18 protein-coding genes and 2 pseudogenes are annotated in these 15,158 nt (G+C 69.8%); 7 read left to right on the top strand and 13 right to left on the bottom strand.

Features of this window, described 5'->3' with window-relative positions:
- The 5 genes and pseudogenes from ASD25_RS20770 to ASD25_RS32250 all read right to left on the bottom strand — a co-directional run.
- Positions 1–1,205, bottom strand: a 1,205-nt coding sequence (locus ASD25_RS20770; protein WP_200943686.1) for a M2 family metallopeptidase, incomplete at its 3' end; no start/stop codon positions are given.
- Between the two features lie 84 nt (positions 1,206–1,289).
- Positions 1,290–2,000, bottom strand: coding sequence for a monofunctional biosynthetic peptidoglycan transglycosylase (mtgA, locus tag ASD25_RS20765; RefSeq protein WP_055831232.1), 711 nt, complete (start codon positions 1,998–2,000; stop codon positions 1,290–1,292).
- 40 nt (positions 2,001–2,040) lie between these two features.
- Positions 2,041–3,006 (bottom strand): WD40 repeat domain-containing protein, encoded by a 966-nt coding sequence (locus ASD25_RS20760; protein WP_055831230.1) that lies wholly within the window; start codon positions 3,004–3,006, stop codon positions 2,041–2,043.
- Positions 3,003–3,860 (bottom strand): annotated as a pseudogene (locus tag ASD25_RS20755) (GTP-binding protein); the annotation flags it as partial. The pseudogene ASD25_RS20755 and the gene ASD25_RS20760, both read right to left, overlap by 4 nt.
- A gap of 1 nt (position 3,861) precedes the next feature.
- The coding region (locus ASD25_RS32250; protein WP_304439664.1) for a GTP-binding protein at positions 3,862–4,049 on the bottom strand (188 nt) is incomplete at its 3' end.
- A 108-nt stretch (positions 4,050–4,157) separates the two neighbouring features.
- Between ASD25_RS32250 and ASD25_RS20750 the strand changes: the two genes are divergently transcribed.
- Positions 4,158–5,177, top strand: coding sequence for a retropepsin-like aspartic protease (locus tag ASD25_RS20750; RefSeq protein ID WP_055831227.1), 1,020 nt, complete (start codon positions 4,158–4,160; stop codon positions 5,175–5,177).
- Here the strand turns inward: ASD25_RS20750 and ASD25_RS20745 are convergent.
- Both ASD25_RS20745 and ASD25_RS20740 read right to left on the bottom strand, forming a co-directional pair.
- Positions 5,080–6,021, bottom strand: coding sequence for a cation diffusion facilitator family transporter (locus tag ASD25_RS20745; protein WP_055831225.1), 942 nt, complete (start codon positions 6,019–6,021; stop codon positions 5,080–5,082). The genes ASD25_RS20750 and ASD25_RS20745 overlap by 98 nt on opposite strands.
- A gap of 10 nt (positions 6,022–6,031) precedes the next feature.
- The gene (locus ASD25_RS20740; RefSeq protein WP_055831223.1) at positions 6,032–6,691 is read right to left on the bottom strand and encodes a hypothetical protein; all 660 of its coding nucleotides are present in this window, start codon (positions 6,689–6,691) and stop codon (positions 6,032–6,034) included.
- A 306-nt stretch (positions 6,692–6,997) separates the two neighbouring features.
- Between ASD25_RS20740 and rplU (ASD25_RS30640) the strand changes: the two are divergent.
- The 4 genes and pseudogenes from rplU (ASD25_RS30640) to ASD25_RS20725 form a co-directional block, all read left to right on the top strand.
- Positions 6,998–7,144 (top strand): annotated as a pseudogene (gene rplU, locus ASD25_RS30640) (50S ribosomal protein L21); the annotation flags it as partial.
- A gap of 1 nt (position 7,145) precedes the next feature.
- On the top strand, positions 7,146–7,694 hold a 549-nt coding region (gene rplU / locus ASD25_RS20735; RefSeq protein ID WP_156389403.1), incomplete at its 5' end, for a 50S ribosomal protein L21.
- 27 nt (positions 7,695–7,721) lie between these two features.
- Positions 7,722–8,003, top strand: coding sequence for a 50S ribosomal protein L27 (rpmA, locus tag ASD25_RS20730; protein ID WP_055831219.1), 282 nt, complete (start codon positions 7,722–7,724; stop codon positions 8,001–8,003).
- Positions 8,004–8,248: 245 nt separating this feature from the next.
- Complete coding sequence (locus tag ASD25_RS20725; RefSeq protein ID WP_055831217.1) at positions 8,249–8,782, top strand: GNAT family N-acetyltransferase; 534 nt, start codon at positions 8,249–8,251, stop codon at positions 8,780–8,782.
- 47 nt (positions 8,783–8,829) lie between these two features.
- On the opposite strand, the gene ASD25_RS20720 is transcribed toward ASD25_RS20725, so the two are convergent.
- The 3 genes from ASD25_RS20720 to ASD25_RS20710 all read right to left on the bottom strand — a co-directional run bounded on the left by ASD25_RS20720 (position 8,830) and on the right by ASD25_RS20710 (position 10,347).
- Complete coding sequence (locus ASD25_RS20720; protein ID WP_055831216.1) at positions 8,830–9,027, bottom strand: hypothetical protein; 198 nt, start codon at positions 9,025–9,027, stop codon at positions 8,830–8,832.
- A gap of 128 nt (positions 9,028–9,155) precedes the next feature.
- The gene (locus ASD25_RS20715) at positions 9,156–9,779 is read right to left on the bottom strand and encodes a BA14K family protein (RefSeq protein WP_055831214.1); all 624 of its coding nucleotides are present in this window, start codon (positions 9,777–9,779) and stop codon (positions 9,156–9,158) included.
- Between the two features lie 64 nt (positions 9,780–9,843).
- On the bottom strand, positions 9,844–10,347 hold the full coding sequence (locus ASD25_RS20710) for a hypothetical protein (RefSeq protein WP_055831212.1): 504 nt from the start codon (positions 10,345–10,347) through the stop codon (positions 9,844–9,846).
- 136 nt (positions 10,348–10,483) lie between these two features.
- On the opposite strand from ASD25_RS20710, the gene ASD25_RS20705 reads away from it, so the two are divergent.
- The gene (locus ASD25_RS20705) at positions 10,484–11,686 is read left to right on the top strand and encodes a threonine ammonia-lyase (protein WP_055831211.1); all 1,203 of its coding nucleotides are present in this window, start codon (positions 10,484–10,486) and stop codon (positions 11,684–11,686) included.
- Complete coding sequence (locus tag ASD25_RS20700) at positions 11,667–12,209, top strand: FKBP-type peptidyl-prolyl cis-trans isomerase (protein ID WP_055831210.1); 543 nt, start codon at positions 11,667–11,669, stop codon at positions 12,207–12,209. Before ASD25_RS20705 ends, ASD25_RS20700 begins: the two co-directional genes overlap by 20 nt.
- Positions 12,210–12,322: 113 nt before the next feature.
- On the opposite strand, the gene queG is transcribed toward ASD25_RS20700, so the two are convergent.
- The 3 genes from queG to ASD25_RS20685 are packed head-to-tail and all read right to left on the bottom strand — an operon-like array spanning position 12,323 to position 15,129.
- The gene (queG, locus tag ASD25_RS20695) at positions 12,323–13,384 is read right to left on the bottom strand and encodes a tRNA epoxyqueuosine(34) reductase QueG (protein WP_055831209.1); all 1,062 of its coding nucleotides are present in this window, start codon (positions 13,382–13,384) and stop codon (positions 12,323–12,325) included.
- Positions 13,385–13,408: 24 nt separating this feature from the next.
- Positions 13,409–14,092 (bottom strand): glutathione S-transferase family protein, encoded by a 684-nt coding sequence (locus ASD25_RS20690; RefSeq protein ID WP_055831207.1) that lies wholly within the window; start codon positions 14,090–14,092, stop codon positions 13,409–13,411.
- Between the two features lie 47 nt (positions 14,093–14,139).
- Positions 14,140–15,129: a cation diffusion facilitator family transporter gene (locus ASD25_RS20685; protein WP_055831202.1), complete on the bottom strand. Its 990-nt coding sequence runs from the start codon at positions 15,127–15,129 to the stop codon at positions 14,140–14,142.
- Positions 15,130–15,158: the final 29 nt, after the last annotated feature.

The following is a 15,158-nucleotide window of genomic DNA, read 5'->3' as shown; positions in this document are numbered from 1 at the left end:
TCCTTGTAGGCGCGCTGATAGTAGTTGTGACCCAGCTCATGGTGGACGGTGTAGAAGTCGTCGCCGTTCACCTGGGTGCACATCTTGATGCGGATGTCGTCGGCATTGTCGAGGTCCCAGGCCGAGGCGTGGCAGACCACCTCGCGGTCGCGCGGGCGGGTGATCATCGACCGCTCCCAGAAGGTCTCCGGCAGCTCGGGCAGGCCCATGGAGACGTAGAAGCCCTCGCCGGTCTCGACCATCTTCCTCGCGTCATAGTTCGAGGCGACCAGGCGTTCGGTCAGGTCATAGCTGGAGGCGCCGCCTTCGGCCGGGGCGACGACGTCATAGATGTTGCCCCACTGCTGCGACCACATATTGCCCAGCAGGTCGGCGCGGATCGGGCCGCTGTCGGGCTGGACGGCGTCGCCGTATTTCGCGTTCAGCCGTCCGCGCACATAGCAGTGCAGGTTTTCGTAGAAGGGCTTGACCTGGGTCCACAGACGGTCGGTCTCGGCGGCGAAGGCGTCAGGCTCCATGTCGTAGCCGGCGCGCCACATGGCGCCGGTGTCGGCGAAGCCCAGTTCGCGGCTGCCTTCGTTGGCGATCTCGACCATGCGGGTGTAGTCGGCGGCCATGACCGGCGAGATGGTGCGCCAGCCTTCGTACAGGGCCCTGGTCTCGGCCGGATCGCGGCTCTCGGCCATCAGGGTGGTGGCGTCGTCGAGGGTGATCTGGCGGCCTTTGAACTCGAATTTGCCGGTCGCATAGGTCGAGTCCAGCCGCGTGGTGATCTCGGCCAGCTCGCCGGCCGCGCCGGGGCGGTTGGGCGCGGGCAGGACGATGCCGAGGCGCAGCAGGTTCAGCTTGCGGCGGACGTCGTCGGGGACCTGAACGTCGTTGAAGGCCGCCGCGCCGTTGGCAAGCTCGACCTGCAGCTCGGTGTATTCCGCGTTGATCTTGCTCTCCAGCCACATGGTGTCGTGGGTGATGTTGGTGGCGCGGGTCCACTGGATGCGAGCGGCTTCCTCGCTGAGGGCGGCGAGGCGGGTCTCGGCGTCGGCGACGAAAGCGGCGGCCGAGGCTGCTGTGACCGGAGGGGCCATAGCGGAGTCCGAAACCGCGCCCGCAGTGGCTCCAGACTCGCTCATGGCGTCAGTCGAGGCGCAGGCTCCTGCGGCCATGAGGGCGCAAACAGCGGCGGCAGTCATCAGGGTGCGTTTCATGGGGCTTCCTCCTCGCGCGGTTCTTCGCCCGCCTCGTTCGGCGGGCAGAGGAGGGGAGCCGAGCCGTGGCGTCAAGCGTCGCCGTCAGCCCAGGACGCACGACGCCAGACCATCATTGCGCACCGTGCCCATGGCGGCCTGGATGCGCGAGGTGCGCCGCCGCACATAGGGACCCGGGCTGGCCGCGTCGTAGCGGCGGGGGCTGGGCAGGATGGCGGCCAGGCGCGCGGCCTCGCGCGCGGTCAGGTCGGTCGACGACTTGCCGAACCAGTGGCGCGAGGCGGCCTCGGCGCCATAGACGCCCGGGGCCCATTCGGCGACGTTCAGATAGACCTCCATGATCCGCCGCTTGCCCCAGACGGCCTCGATGGCGACGGTGTAGCCGGCCTCCAGTCCCTTGCGTATCCAGTCGCGGCCCGGCCACAGGAAGGCGTTCTTGGCCGTTTGCTGGCTGATGGTCGAGCCGCCCCGGATGCGGCTGCTTCCGCGCTTTTCGGAGCGGGCGTTGGCCTTCAAGGCGGTCTCGATGGCCTTCATGTCGAAGCCGCGGTGGGCGCAGAAGGTCGCGTCCTCGGACGCGATCACGGCCTGGACGAGGCGCGGCGAGATGTGATCCAGCGAGCGCCAGCGGTAGTCCAGGCCCTCGCCCTCGATCAGGCGGGCCGTCATCAGGAAGGTGGGGGGCGGGGGCAGGAAGCGCTGCAGCACGATGCTGCCCGTCACCAGAAGGAGCAGGAGCAGGAACAGGGTCAGCAGCGGCCGGCCCTTCTTTCTGGTCTTGGTCAGCCCCGCCATGGGGGGATCGCAGCACGCCGGGCGGCGGCTTGGCAAGCGGTCAGATCGTCGAAACGCCCGCCTGCCCGTCCTCGTCGGCCCAGGCGACGCGCGTGGCGTCGGCGTTCATGGCCAGGGCCGTGATGGGCGCGCCGCGTTCAGCCTTGAGGAAGTTCAGGCCCTGAGCCGCCGGATCGGCCAGCCAGACCCGGCCGTCGTTGAGGCCGGCGGCGAGCAGGCCGTGCTTCGGCCGCGACGCCACGAGCGCGACCAGACTGCCCTCGTCGAAGCCGATCTCGGTGGCCTCGCGCCCCATCGGGCCGTTGGCGCCGACGAAGGGCCACAGCACCGCCCCCTGCGCGCCCGAGGTGGCCAGCAGCTGGCCGTTCGACAGGAAGCTCATGGCCCGGACCTTGGACGGATAGCCGCCCATGCGCAGGTTTTTCTGATCCTTCAGCCGCCAGCCGTGCAGCTGGGCGTCCTGCATGGCGGTGACGACGAAGGCGCCGTCGGGCGAGAAGGTCACGGCCGTGTGCGATCCCGCCCATTTGAGGAAGGTGGGCTTCTGCTGCGCGATGCGAGCGAACCACAGGGCCGCGCCGCCATAGGTCGAGGTCGCGATGCGCCGGCCCTTGGGGTCGAAGGCGACGCCCGAGACGGTCCGTTCATGCTGGAAATCGCGGCGGAAACCGGCGTCCTTCGCGTCGATGACGGTCAGGGTCTTGCCCGCGGAGAAGGCGATCAGCCCGCTCTCGGCCGAGGCGTCGACGGCGTCGATCCACAGCCCCTTGGCGGTGGCCAGAACCCCGGCCTCGTCGCGCCGGTGCCAGATCAGCCGGCCGTCGTCGCCGCCGGTGAGCACGCCGTCGCCGGACGGGTGGGCGACGGCGCACAGGATGGCCCCGTCATGGGCGGCGCTGAACTCGCCACCCTCGAACCGGACCGAGCCGTCGCCGAGGGCGAAGATCGCGCCCGCGCCGTCGAACACGGCGGCGGTTATCTGGGCGTCGAAACTGGTGGTCTTCACGCGGCGCAGGCCTCGAAACCGGCCGTGAGCGCGGCCTCGTCCAGATCGCGGCCGATGAAGACGGCGCGCGACCAGCGGCGTTCGTTGGCTCCCCACGGCTTCTGCAGGTCGCCCTCCAGGATCATGTGCACCGCCTGGAAGACCAGACGGCGGTCCTCGCCGCTGACGTCGATGATGCCCTTGGCGCGCAGGATATTCTGCCCCTGCTCGCCGAGCAGCCGGTCGAGCCAGGCGGTGAATTTCGTCCCGTCCATGGGCCGTTCCAGCGACAGGGACACGCCCTTGATGTCGTCCTCGTGCGCATGGCCGCGCGCGCCATGGGAATGGCCGTGGTCGTGATCATGATGCGCGTGGTCGTGGCCGTGGTGGTCATGGCCGCAGTGCTCGTCGTGGACGTGGCCGGCCTCGCCGTGGACCGGGTTGGCGAACTCGGGGTTGATGTCGAGGATGCGGCCCAGGTCGAAGCCGCCGAGGCCCAGCACCTGGTCCAGCGGCACATTGGCGCGCTCGGCGCGGGTGATCGGGGCCAGCGGGTTGAGCCGGCGCAACCGCGCCTCGACCGCGACCAGCTCGGCCTCGTCGACCAGGTCGACCTTGTTGAGGATGATGCGGTCGGCGAAGGCGACCTGCTCGCGCGCCTCCTTCGAGTCGTCCAGCCGGGCCATGACGTGTTTGGCGTCGACCAGGGCGGTGACGCTGTCCAGCCGGGTCTTGGCCTTGACGTCCTCGTCGACGAAGAAGGTCTGGGCCACCGGCCCGGGGTCGGCCAGGCCGGTGGTCTCGACGATGATGGCGTCGAAGGCGGGCTTGCCGGGGCGCTGGCGCTTCATCAGGCCAGCGACGACGCGGATCAGNTTGTTCATCTCGAACACGTCCTCGTCGGCGCCGACGACCAGGTCGTTGTCGATGCCGATCTCGCCGAACTCGTTGACGATGACGGCGTAGCGCTTGCCGTGGTCCTCGGTGAGGATGCGGTTCAGCAGGGTGGTCTTGCCGGCGCCGAGGTAGCCGGTGAGCACGGTGACGGGAATCTTGTCTGTCATGGAAGGCCTTTCGGCCGCTGAGATAGTCAGCCGGGCCGCGAGATGAAAGAGACTTAACTTGCCGGACGCCGGAAGCGCGGCCGGAATCCGGGCCTTGAAGGAGCCGCCATGCTGATCAGCCTCGTCCTGTCCCTGCTCGCCGCCGACCCAGGCTGCAACGCCGCCTTCGAGACTCTCGGAACCGCCAATGCGGTGGAGTCGGGCTACGTCGCCCATGTCGGCTTCGTGCGGGCGCGCATCGGCGAGGCCGGCGAACCGGTGTGGCTGCTGCTGGACACCGGGGCCAATCGCTCGGCGCTGGACGCGGCCTTCGCCGCCCGGGCCGGCCTGCCGGTGCTGGCGGGAAGCCGGGTCGAGGGCTCGGCGGGGGTGATCGAGGCCGGAGGGACGCGGGTGGAGGGCCTGAGGCTGGGCGGGCTGACCCTGCCCGTCATCGAGCCGACCACCTCGGACCTCAGTGGGCTGCAGGGGCCAGGCGGCGAGCCGGCGGTGGGCATCCTCGGCTCGGACGCCCTGTCCGGGCTGGTGGTCGTCCTCGACTTCGCCGGCGGCCGGATCGCCGTGGCGGCGCCCTCCGAGGCGGCGGCGCGGGCGGCCGGATGCGGGCGCGTCGTGGCCACGCACGACGACAACGGCATATTGCGGCTGGACGCGGTTATCGACGGCCAGGCCCTGCCCCTGCGCTATGATTCCGGGGCGGGCTTGTTCGAGGACCCTCACGTCTGGATCAACCTGACCCAGGGGCAATGGGCGCGGGTGCGCGGCGAGCGGCCGGAAGCGGCCCCGATCGCCACCCTCGGCGGCAGCGGGACGGGCGGGTCTCTCAGCCTGCCGGTCCACCTCGGCGGACGGCTTGAGATCGGGCCGCTCACCTGGGACGCGCCGCGCCTGATCGTCCAGCCGGCGCAGGGCTATTTCGCCCGACCCGAGGCGGTGGGTTTCGTCGGCAACGCCCTGTTCCGGTCGCAGGGGATGGTGGTGATCGACTATCCCGGCCATCGGCTGATCCTGCCGCCGGCCCGTGAGGCGGTCAGCAGGCGGGGCAGTCCGCCAGCGGTTCCGCCTCCAGCTGCAGGGTGGCGTGGCCGATGCCGAAACGGGCGCGGACCATGGCATGGGCCTCGTTGAGCAGGTCCCCGGCGTCGGCGCGGCCGTGGCACAGATGGGCGGTCAGGGCCGTCTCGGTCGTGGACAGCCCCCAGACGTGCAGGTCGTGGACCGCGGTGACGCCGGGCAGGGTCAGGAAGGCGGCGCGGATCGCTTCGACGTCAACCCCGCGGGGGGCGACGTCCAGCGCCAGATTGACCGAGTCCTTCAGCAGGCCCCATGTCCCGATCAGGATCACCGCCACGATGCCGAGGCTGACCAGCGGGTCGATGATCGACCAGCCGGTCATCCAGATGACGCCGCCGGCGATCACCACGCCGATCGAGACGGCCGCATCGGCCATCATGTGCAGATAGGCCCCCTTGGCGTTCAGGTCGGTGTGCTGGTCGCGCATGAACATCAGGGCCGTGCCCAGATTGATGACGAAGCCGATCGCCGCGACGATCATGATCAGACCGGACATCACGGGCGCGGGTTCGGCCAGACGGCGCACGGCCTCGAAGGCGATGGCGCCGCAGGCGAAGATCAGCAGAAGGGCGTTGGCCAGGGCCGCCAGAACGGTGGCCTTGCCGTAGCCGTAGGTCCTTTGCGAGCCGCTGGCCCGCCGCGCCAGCCAGGCGGCGCCGCCGGCCATGGCCAGGCCCAGGACGTCGGACAGGTTGTGACCCGCGTCGGCCATCAGGGCGGTGGAGCCGCTGAACAGGCCCGCCCCGAACTCGATGCCCACAAAGACCAGATTGACGACCAGGCCGACGGCGTAGCGCCAGTCGCCGGTGTCGACGGGCCCGTGATGGCCGCCGGGGCCATGGCTGTGTCCATGGTCGTGACCATGATCGTCGTCGTGAGAGCCGTGGGCGTGCGCCATGCGGCTATCCTTAGTGCTGACGAAGGACGACGAGAAGGCCGATCAGGATCAGGGCCAGGCCGAGGATCACGCCCTCGTAGCGGGCCCAGCGCTCCAGCCGCAGCACGGACCATCCGGCCCGGGCGAGGACGGTGAACAGGGCCATGCCCGACACCGTCCCGGCCGCGAAGGCCAGGGTCAGGGCGGTCAGGACCAGCGCGCCCTCGGTCGCCTGCGACAGATAGATGGGCAGCAGCACCTCGCCGGGGGACACGGCCATCATCGCCACCAGGCCCCAGAAGGCCGCGGCGTGGGAGACGGTCGGCTCCGACAGCGCCAGCGCCGGGCCGCCGGCCATGATCGCGGGGCGCAGCAGGGCGCGTCCGAGATAGAAGGCGCCGAACAGGAACAGCAGGCCCGCCGACAGGCCGGGCAAAAGGCCGGAGATCCACTGGTCCATGGCCAGGCCGGCGGCGACGATCAAACCGCCGACCGCGGCGGTGGCGGCGATATGGGCCAGGCCGGCCGCGGCCACGACGCCGAGAACCCGGGGCAGGCTCCAGCGCTGACCTCGCCCCACGAGGACGAAAGGCAGCCAGTGGGTCGGCAGGGCCGCATGCAGGAAGGCCGTGGCGAAGCCGGCCCCCAGCAGGGACAGGAGAACGGGTTGCTGGAGGTCGGCCGGCGTCATCCCTGGCGTCATAGAATGTTATCTTATAACAGTCGAGGGCCGGGTTTCATTTGACCGCGCCGCGCGGCGGACCCCCGTTTTTTCGCCCGTCCGCGTTGACTCGGACACCCCTCTGCGTCTATGTCGCCGCTCTTCGCCCGAGGGGGTCCCCCGTCGGGCTTATTCTTTTTTGCCCGTGGCGGCCGACCCCCGTTTTTTCGCCCGTCCGCGTTGACTCGGACACCCCTCTGCGTCTATGTCGCCGCTCTTCGCCCGAGGGGGTCCCCCGTCGGGCTTATTCTTTTTGCGTTTCGCTGAGGCTTCAACATGTACGCGGTGATCAAGACCGGCGGCAAACAGTACCGGGTTCAGCCGGGCGACGTCATCGTSGTCGARAAGCTSGACGGCGATGTCGGTTCGGACGTTTCGTTCGGCGACGTGCTGATGCTGGGCGGCGACAAGGGCGTGACCCTGNGGCGACGTCATCGTGGTCGAGAAGCTCGACGGCGATGTCGGTTCGGACGTTTCGTTCGGCGACGTGCTGATGCTGGGCGGCGACAAGGGCGTGACCCTCGGCGCTCCCCTGATCGCGGGCGCCGCTGTCGCCGCGACCCTGGTCGAGACCCGCAAGGGYGAGAAGATCAAGATCTTCAAGAAGACCCGTCGCCAGGGCTAYCGCCGCACSAACGGCCATCGCCAGATGGAAACCGTGCTGCGCATCACCGGCATCGACGGCGCCGGCGAGAAGGCCAAGTGGGACGGCGARACCTCGCTGATGACCAAGGCCGAGATGAACCTCCGCGCCCGTGGCCTGGCCCCGCGCGTCGAGGAGACCGAGGTCAAGGCCAAGCCGGCCAAGTCGCCCAAGGTCGTCGACGCCGCGCCCAAGGCCGAAGCCGCCGAGAAGCCCGCCGCCAAGAAGGCCGCGGCTCCGAAGGCCGCCGCCGCCAAGACCGAAACCAAAGCCGCTCCCGCCAAGAAGGCCCCCGCCAAGAAGGCGGACAAGGCCGGCGACGAAGCGTAATTTCAGTACGAGAACGGGAGCAGACCTATGGCTCACAAGAAATCCGGTGGTTCGTCGCGTAACGGTCGCGACTCCGAGTCGAAACGCCTCGGCGTGAAGAAGTTCGGCGGCGAGCGCGTGCTGGCCGGCAACATCCTCGTGCGCCAGCGCGGCACCACCTTCCATCCGGGCGACAACGTCGGCCTCGGCCGCGACCACACCCTGTTCGCCACCGCGCACGGCGCCGTGAAGTTCACCAAGAAGGCGAACGGCCGTTGTTACGTGTCGATTCTTCCGGCCGACGCCGACATGCCGATGGCCGCCGAGTAGCGCAKWCCGACTGACACCCGGATCGCGCAAGGCTCGAGAGCCGCGATCCGGACCAGGGAAATATTTCCGCGGGGAGTCTGGATCACCAGGCTCCCCGTTTTCGTTTCCCCGCCTCGACGCCGCCCGAGCCCTCCAAGGAGGCGGCAGNGCGGGGAGTCTGGATCACCAGGCTCCCCGTTTTCGTTTCCCCGCCTCGACGCCGCCCGAGCCCTCCAAGGAGGCGGCAGWTCGAACGAGGCCGTGTCATGTGCGTGATTGAACCCTCCCCCGTCGTCGAGACGCGGCGCCTGGCCCTGCGCGCGCCGGGCGCCCAGGACATCAGCCGTCTGGCGACCCTCGCCAATGATCGCGACGTGGCGCGCATGACCCTGCGTATGCCGCACCCGTTCGGCATCGCCGACGCCGAGGCCTTCGTGCTGCAGGTCGCGGTGCAGGATCCGGCGCGCGCGCGCACCTTTCTGATCGAGCATGAGGACCACGGCCCTGTCGGGGTCCTCGGCCTGTTCGAGGACAAGGATCCGGCGCCCGAGGTGGGCTACTGGATCGCGCGTCCGTTCTGGGGCCGGGGCTACGCCACGGAGGCGCTGCAGGGCGCGACGGTCTGGGCGTCGAAGGCGTGGAAGCGCCGGGCGCTGATGGCCGGGCATTTCTCCGACAATCCGGCGTCGGGCCGGGTGCTGGAGAAGGCCGGCTTCCTCTACACGGGCGAGGTCCGCAAGGACTTCAGCCGCGCGCGAAACGCCGAGACGGCGACGCGCCGGATGGTGTGGTTGCCGTGATGTAAGGCATTCTCCCTCCCCCGAAGTGGGGAGGGAGAGGTCGAATTCTAACCGAACAGCGTCGGGCCGAAGACGGCGGCCATGGCGATGGCTCCACCCGCGACGGCCACGACGGCGCCGGCGATGAAGGCCGCCCAGGTGCGGGCGGCGCGCTTGCGGCGCAGACCCGAGGTCTTGACCGATCGCAGCATGACGCCGGGCTTGGGTCCGAAGACTTCCGAACCGGAAATATTGTGCTGGGACATGAACGCGCTCCCTGATCCACCGCCCCTTGCGGGTCAGGGAGACCGAAGCGGCCCTGAAAAGGCGAAACGATGGCGAACGCCGGTCACCCACCGATCCGTGATCGGATGAACAGCCGTCAGCGAACGCCCTATCCGCAATAGATCAGGCGGCCGCTCCAGGCGCGATAGTAGCCGGTGCGGGGATCGTAGGAGCGATAGCTGGCCCGGCACCAGTCCTGGCGGCTGCCGTAGGCGGCGTGGGAGCCATAGGCGCGACCGCCCCCCGGATAGACCAGATCCGGACGACCGTAGGCGCCATAGTACGCCGCGCCGCCCTGGTCATAACCCGGGCTGGAGCCATGACCACGATTGCGAGTGGAATAGCCGTAACCGCCATATCCGCCTCCGTAACTGTACCGCCTGTAGTGATGGCCGCCGTAACCGTCGCGGCCGTAACCGGCCAGTTCGCGATAGTCTCGGCGCGCCTCGGGACTGACCCGGCGGCGCTGATCGCGCCAGCCGGCGCCGCAGTCGGTGCGGTTCGCGTCCCAGAAGGCGTCACAGCGATAGTCGCCGGGCCGGTCCAGCTGGCTGCGCCAGTCAAAGCTGGAGGGCGCGGCGTTCCCGTCGCTGCGACGGCCGCTGTAGACGGCCCGGGCTCCGTCGTCGCTGTAGCTGTGGCGGCTGTCGTACGTCCCGCTCCAGGTCTGGGCCACGGCCGGGGCGGCGGCGAGGGTCAGGCCGGCGGCCAGCAGGAGGGCGATGGGGCGCATGGTTAACTCTCCGAAGCGGCCAGTTACGCGGCCTCAAAGACGACAGGCACTGACGTGGAGCAGGCTAGAGGATGACGCCGACCCGGCCGCCGCGGGTGGACACATTGCGCATCAGCACGACGCGGTCCCCGCCGGCGCTGACCGGGGTGATCACGAACCAGTTTCCATCCGGCAGGTTGTCGAACTGGAAGCGGTTGTTCTCGCAGGAGGTCTGGCGGACGAAGGAGCGATAGTCGGCGTTGGGATCGGCGACGGTGCGGGCGCGGACCACGGCCTCGGGGATCGCGGCGCGGGTCGTCGAGCCGTACAGGGTCTGGAAGCGGGCGCGGGTGTAGGGGGTGTCCGGCGTCAGGGCGACCGAGCCGGTGCAGCTGAACACCTGCCCGTCGCGGCGGTAATCGACGCGGCCGTCGATCGAGGCGCGGCCGGAACGGGCGGACCAGGCGAAGTCCTGGGCCCGGAAGGCGCTCGAGGACGGGCCGGGCCCGTAGCCGCCGGGAGAGACGGTCTCGCACGCCGCCAGGGAGGCGGCCACGGCGGCGATGGCGATCAGATGACGGGCAGACATGGCTCTCTCCGGGGATGCGCGGGTCGAACGCCGCGATCAGACGCTCAACGCCGGCATAAGGTCAAGGTTGCGAGGCGTTCGGCGGTGGGCCAAAAGCGCGCATCAACCCGGCGAAGACCGGGTATAGGGACCGCTCATGACAGTCACTTTCGACGATATTCTGGCCGCGCGCGCGCGCATCGCCGGCCAGGTGGACCGGACGCCGGTCCGGCACTCGCGGCGGCTGTCGCAGCTGACCGGGGCCGAGGTCTGGGTCAAGTTCGACAACCTGCATTTCACCGGCAGCTTCAAGGAGCGCGGGGCGCTGAACCGGCTGCTGCAGCTGACGCCCGACGAGCGCAAACGCGGCGTCGTGGCCGCCAGCGCCGGCAACCACGCCCAGGCGCTGGCCTATCACGGAGCCCGCCTGGGCGTGCCGGTGACCATCGTCATGCCCGAGGGCACCCCCTTCGTGAAGGCGGACGGCACCCGGGCGCATGGGGCCACGGTGGTGATCAAGGGACTGGATTTCACCGGCTCCACCGAGGAGGCGCACCGGCTGCGCGACGCTGAGGGCCTGGTCTTCGTCTCGGCCTTCGACGACGAGGGCATCGTAACGGGGCAGGGCGTCTGCGCGGTGGAGTTCCTCGAGGATGCGCCGGATCTCGAGGCCCTGATCATACCCATCGGCGGCGGCGGCCTGATCGCGGGCTGTTCGGTGGCGGCCAGGGCGATGAAGCCGGACATCCGCATTTTCGGCGTCGAGGCGGCCATGTACCCCTCGTTCGCCGCCAGACGACGGGGCGAGGTCGCCAAATGCGGCGGCCAGACCATCGCCGAGGGCATCGCCATCAAGGCGGTCGGCGACATTCCCTTCGCCATCGCCGATCCACTGGTCGAGGACGTGCTGGTCTGCCAGGAGGCGGATTTCGAGACGGCGGTGGCCTATTACGCCACGCTGGAGAAGACGGTCGCCGAGGGCGCCGGCGCGGGCGGACTGGCGGCCTTGCTGGCCTACCCCGACAAGTTCAGGGGCATGAAGGTCGGGCTGGTGCTGTGCGGCGGAAACATCGACGCCCGCATGCTGGCCGTGGTCCTCAACCGCGAACTGGTGCGCGAGAAGAAGATGGTCGTCTATCGCATCCTCGGCGACGACCGGCCCGGCATGCTGTCCAAGATGAGCGCCGTCATCGGCGGCCTGGGCGGAAACATCATCGACGTGGTGCACAACCGGCTGGCGCTGGACGTGCCGGCCAAGGGCGCGGAGTTCGACATCATGGTCGAGACGCGCGGCGAGGCCCACGCCCTGGAAATCAGACGCGGACTGGAAGAGGCTGGCTATGCGCTACGGATGGGCTAGGGGCGTCGCGGCGCTGTCGATGATGGCGGCGCTGGCGGGGCCGCTGGCGGCGTGCAACCGCGAACCGGCCGCGCCGGACGAAAGCGCGGCGCAGAATCTGCGGGCGGCCGAATTCTTCCTGTCGTCGAACGCGAAGGCCGAGGGCGTGAAATCCCTGCCGTCGGGCGTGCAGTACAAGGTGATCCGGTCCGGCCCGCCGGGCGGCGAGACGCCCGACCGCAACGATCTGGTCCGGGTCGACTACGAGGGCACGCTGACGGACGGGACGGTGTTCGACAGCTCGTTCCAGTCAGGCCAGCCGGCGGTCTTCACCGTCGGCGACGTCGTGCCGGGCTGGACCGAGGCGCTGCAGCAGATGCGGGTCGGCGATGAATGGGTCGTCTATGTGCCGCCGGCGCAGGGCTATGGCGAACAGGGCCGGCCGGGCATCCCGGCCAATGCCGTCATGGTGTTCCGCATCAAGCTGCTGGACATCGCCCGCGCGCCCGGCGGCGAACGCGGCGGGGCGATCGCCCAGGGCTAGACGTTCTCCCTCCCCTTCATGGGGAGGGACGGCGAGGCGTAGCCGAGCCCGGGTGGGGTACGCCAGATTCGCACCGCCGACGCCAAGCTTCCAAATTCCCCACCCTGTCGTCGCTACGCGCCGACATCGTTCCCCATGAAGGGGAGGGAGAGCCGCTGCACCGCCCACTCCGCGGCGTCACGCACCACGGCGTCCGGATCATCCAGCAGCCGCTCGGCGGCGGGGATCAGGTCGGGCTCGCCGCTGTTGCCGATCGCGTACAGCACATTGCGGACGAACCGGTCCCGTCCGATCCGCTTGACCGGGCTTTTCGAGAACAGCGTCCGGAACGCCGCGTCGTCAAGCGCAACCAGATCGGCCAGGCGCGGCGAAACCAGCGCCTCGCGCGCCTGGACGCGGGCTTCCTTCGAAGCCGCGGCGAACTTGTTCCACGGACAGACCGCCAGGCAGTCGTCGCAGCCGTAGATCCGGCTGCCGGTCGCCGTGCGGAACTCGTCCGGCCAGGGCCCGGCGAACTCGATGGTCAGGTAGGACAGGCAGCGTCGGGCGTCGAGCTGGAAGGGCGCCGGGAAGGCCCTGGTCGGACAGGCGTCGAGGCAGGCGGTGCACGTGCCGCAATGCTCGCCCTCGGGCGGGTCGGGTTCCAGTTCGGCGGCGATCAGTATGACCCCCAGGAACAGCCAGTTGCCGTGGGTGCGGCTGAGCAGATTGGTGTGCTTGCCCTGCCAGCCGAGCCCCGCGCGCTGGGCCAGCGGCTTTTCCATCAGGGGAGCGGTGTCGACGAAGACCTTGACCTCCCCGCCGGTGCGGGCGGCGACCTGACCCGCCAGCGTCTTCAGCCGGCCCTTGATGAGCTCGTGATAGTCGTCGCCGCGCGCATAGACCGAGACATACCCCGCCGACCGGTCGGCCATCTCGGGCAGGGGGTCCGACTCCGGGCCGTAGTTGAGGCCGAGCACGATCGCTGTCCGGGCGCCCTCCCACATGGCGGTGGGATGGGCGCGGCGCGCCAGCGTCGTCTCCATCCAGCCCATGTCGCCGTGACGGCCCGCCTCGACGAAATGCGCCAGCCGCTCGCCCGCGCTCCAGGGCGCCGCGGCCGAGGCGAAACGGCAGGCGTCAAACCCCAGGGCGGCGGCGCGTTCGCGGATGAAGGGACGAAGATCGACCGGCATGGGCGTCGTTTGACGCGCCGGACCCTAGAAGTCGAGATCGGCGTACCACGACGAACCGGCGACGCCGGGGAAGCGGTCGGTCAGCAGCGGTCGGAAACAGGGCCGGGATTTCAGCTTCATGTACCAGGTCTTCAGGCCCGGCCAGTTGGCCCACGGGACCTCGCCGAAATAGTCCAGCACCGACAGATGGGCAGCCGCGATGAAATCGGCCTGACCAATCCGGCGTCCGGCCAGCGCGTCCCGGTTCGCCAGCAGGTCCTCCAGCATGGCGAGGTGCGATCTCAGGGCCTCGCGCCCCGCGCGCAGGGCGCGGGCGTCGGGCGATCCGAGGCGCAGCAGGGGCTTCTCCATCCGCTCGTGCAGCAGGACGGCGTTGACCTCGTCGGTGAAACGGCGGTCGAACCAGGCCACCAGCCGGCGCGTCTCGGCGCGTTCGGCCGGATCGGTCGGCATCAGGAAGGGCTGACTCGCGCCGTCCTCGAGCCAGCCGAGGATGGCTGCGGGCTCGCACAGGGTCAGGGACCGGCTGTCCCCGGTGACCTGGAGCACGGGCGGCATGCCCGACGGGTTCAGCCCGGCGACCGGGCAATCGTCCTCCCACGGACGAACCAGGGTCTCGGTGAAGCCCTTCCTGGCCTCGCCCAGCGCCAGGCGCACGGCGCGGGAGCCCGGATCGAAGGCGAAATGATACAGGACGCAGGCCGACATGGGCGCTTCATGCACGTGAGGGCGTTAAGCCCGCGTTAGCCACGCCCTCAGGCCCAGGGACCTTTTTTCGACTTCGGCGAGGAGGGTGACGCGGACTCGGCCGTGGTCGGGGTTGGGGTCGGGGCGCCGCCGTGGGGTTCCGCCCGGCCGCGCGGATCCGGATGGATCAGGATGTCGGCTCCGGGCCAGCCCGCCAGCAGCCGGTTCTCGGCCTCGACGACGATGGCGTGGGCGGCCTCCAGCGTCAGGTTCGGGTCCAGATCGACATGCATCTGGATCATCACCACCGACCCGGCCATGCGGGTGCGCAACTGGTGCACGCCGGAAATACGCGGGTCCGACAGGACGGCGGTGGTCATGGCGAGGCGGTCGCTTTCGGGCAGGGCCTTGTCGACCAGATGGTCGGCGGCGGTCTTCAGCATCCCGTAGGCGCCCCAGAACAGCCAGACGGCGACGACCAGTCCGGCGGCGGCGTCGAGTCCGGGCGCGGACAGAAACGCCCCGGAGATCACGCCGATCAGGACCACGGCGTTGGCGGCCAGGTCGGCGGCGTAGTGGGCGCGATCGGCCTCGACCGCCCTGGACCCGCTGGTCTTGATGGCGCGGCCCTGCATCCAGACCAGCCAGCCGGTCACGGCGATCGAGATCAGGATCACCAGCACGGCCCAGTACCCCGCGGTCACCGGGCGGGGGTCGAGGATGCGCTGGATCGCCTCCCAGCCGATGAACAGGGCCGAGGCGAACACCAGTCCCGCCTGCATCATGGCCGCGAGCGCCTCGCCCTTGCCATGGCCGTGGCGGTGATCCTCGTCGGCCGGAGCGGCAGCCCAGCGGACGGCGAAGAAGACGCCGAGCGAAGCCACCAGATCGAGCGCCGAATCCGCCAGCGAGGCGAGGATCGAAACCGACCCGGAGGCTCCCAGCGCAAAGGCCTTCAAGGCGATGAGGACCACGGCCACGCCGACCGACAGCCGGGTGACGGCGCGGGTCGCCGAATGAGCGTCGTCGAGGGCGTTGGCCGGGGCGGGGATCGTCATCGCCGTCTTGTCGCGGAAAGGCGCGGCCC

This window comes from Brevundimonas sp. Root1423 (genome assembly GCF_001426805.1).
The sequence above is the reverse complement of the archived record's forward strand: the minus strand, read 5'-3'. Positions and strand labels throughout refer to the sequence as shown.

Coding starts and splice junctions, on each gene's coding strand:
- mtgA (WP_055831232.1), bottom strand. CDS start 2,000: ATGGCGGGGCTGACCAAGACCAGAAAGAAGGGCCGGCCGCTGCTGACC.
- ASD25_RS20750 (WP_055831227.1), top strand. CDS start 4,158: ATGCTGATCAGCCTCGTCCTGTCCCTGCTCGCCGCCGACCCAGGCTGC.
- ASD25_RS20745 (WP_055831225.1), bottom strand. CDS start 6,021: ATGGCGCACGCCCACGGCTCTCACGACGACGATCATGGTCACGACCAT.
- ASD25_RS20740 (WP_055831223.1), bottom strand. CDS start 6,691: ATGACGCCGGCCGACCTCCAGCAACCCGTTCTCCTGTCCCTGCTGGGG.
- rpmA (WP_055831219.1), top strand. CDS start 7,722: ATGGCTCACAAGAAATCCGGTGGTTCGTCGCGTAACGGTCGCGACTCC.
- ASD25_RS20725 (WP_055831217.1), top strand. CDS start 8,249: ATGTGCGTGATTGAACCCTCCCCCGTCGTCGAGACGCGGCGCCTGGCC.
- ASD25_RS20720 (WP_055831216.1), bottom strand. CDS start 9,027: ATGTCCCAGCACAATATTTCCGGTTCGGAAGTCTTCGGACCCAAGCCC.
- ASD25_RS20715 (WP_055831214.1), bottom strand. CDS start 9,779: ATGCGCCCCATCGCCCTCCTGCTGGCCGCCGGCCTGACCCTCGCCGCC.
- ASD25_RS20710 (WP_055831212.1), bottom strand. CDS start 10,347: ATGTCTGCCCGTCATCTGATCGCCATCGCCGCCGTGGCCGCCTCCCTG.
- ASD25_RS20705 (WP_055831211.1), top strand. CDS start 10,484: ATGACAGTCACTTTCGACGATATTCTGGCCGCGCGCGCGCGCATCGCC.
- ASD25_RS20700 (WP_055831210.1), top strand. CDS start 11,667: ATGCGCTACGGATGGGCTAGGGGCGTCGCGGCGCTGTCGATGATGGCG.
- queG (WP_055831209.1), bottom strand. CDS start 13,384: ATGCCGGTCGATCTTCGTCCCTTCATCCGCGAACGCGCCGCCGCCCTG.
- ASD25_RS20690 (WP_055831207.1), bottom strand. CDS start 14,092: ATGTCGGCCTGCGTCCTGTATCATTTCGCCTTCGATCCGGGCTCCCGC.
- ASD25_RS20685 (WP_055831202.1), bottom strand. CDS start 15,129: ATGACGATCCCCGCCCCGGCCAACGCCCTCGACGACGCTCATTCGGCG.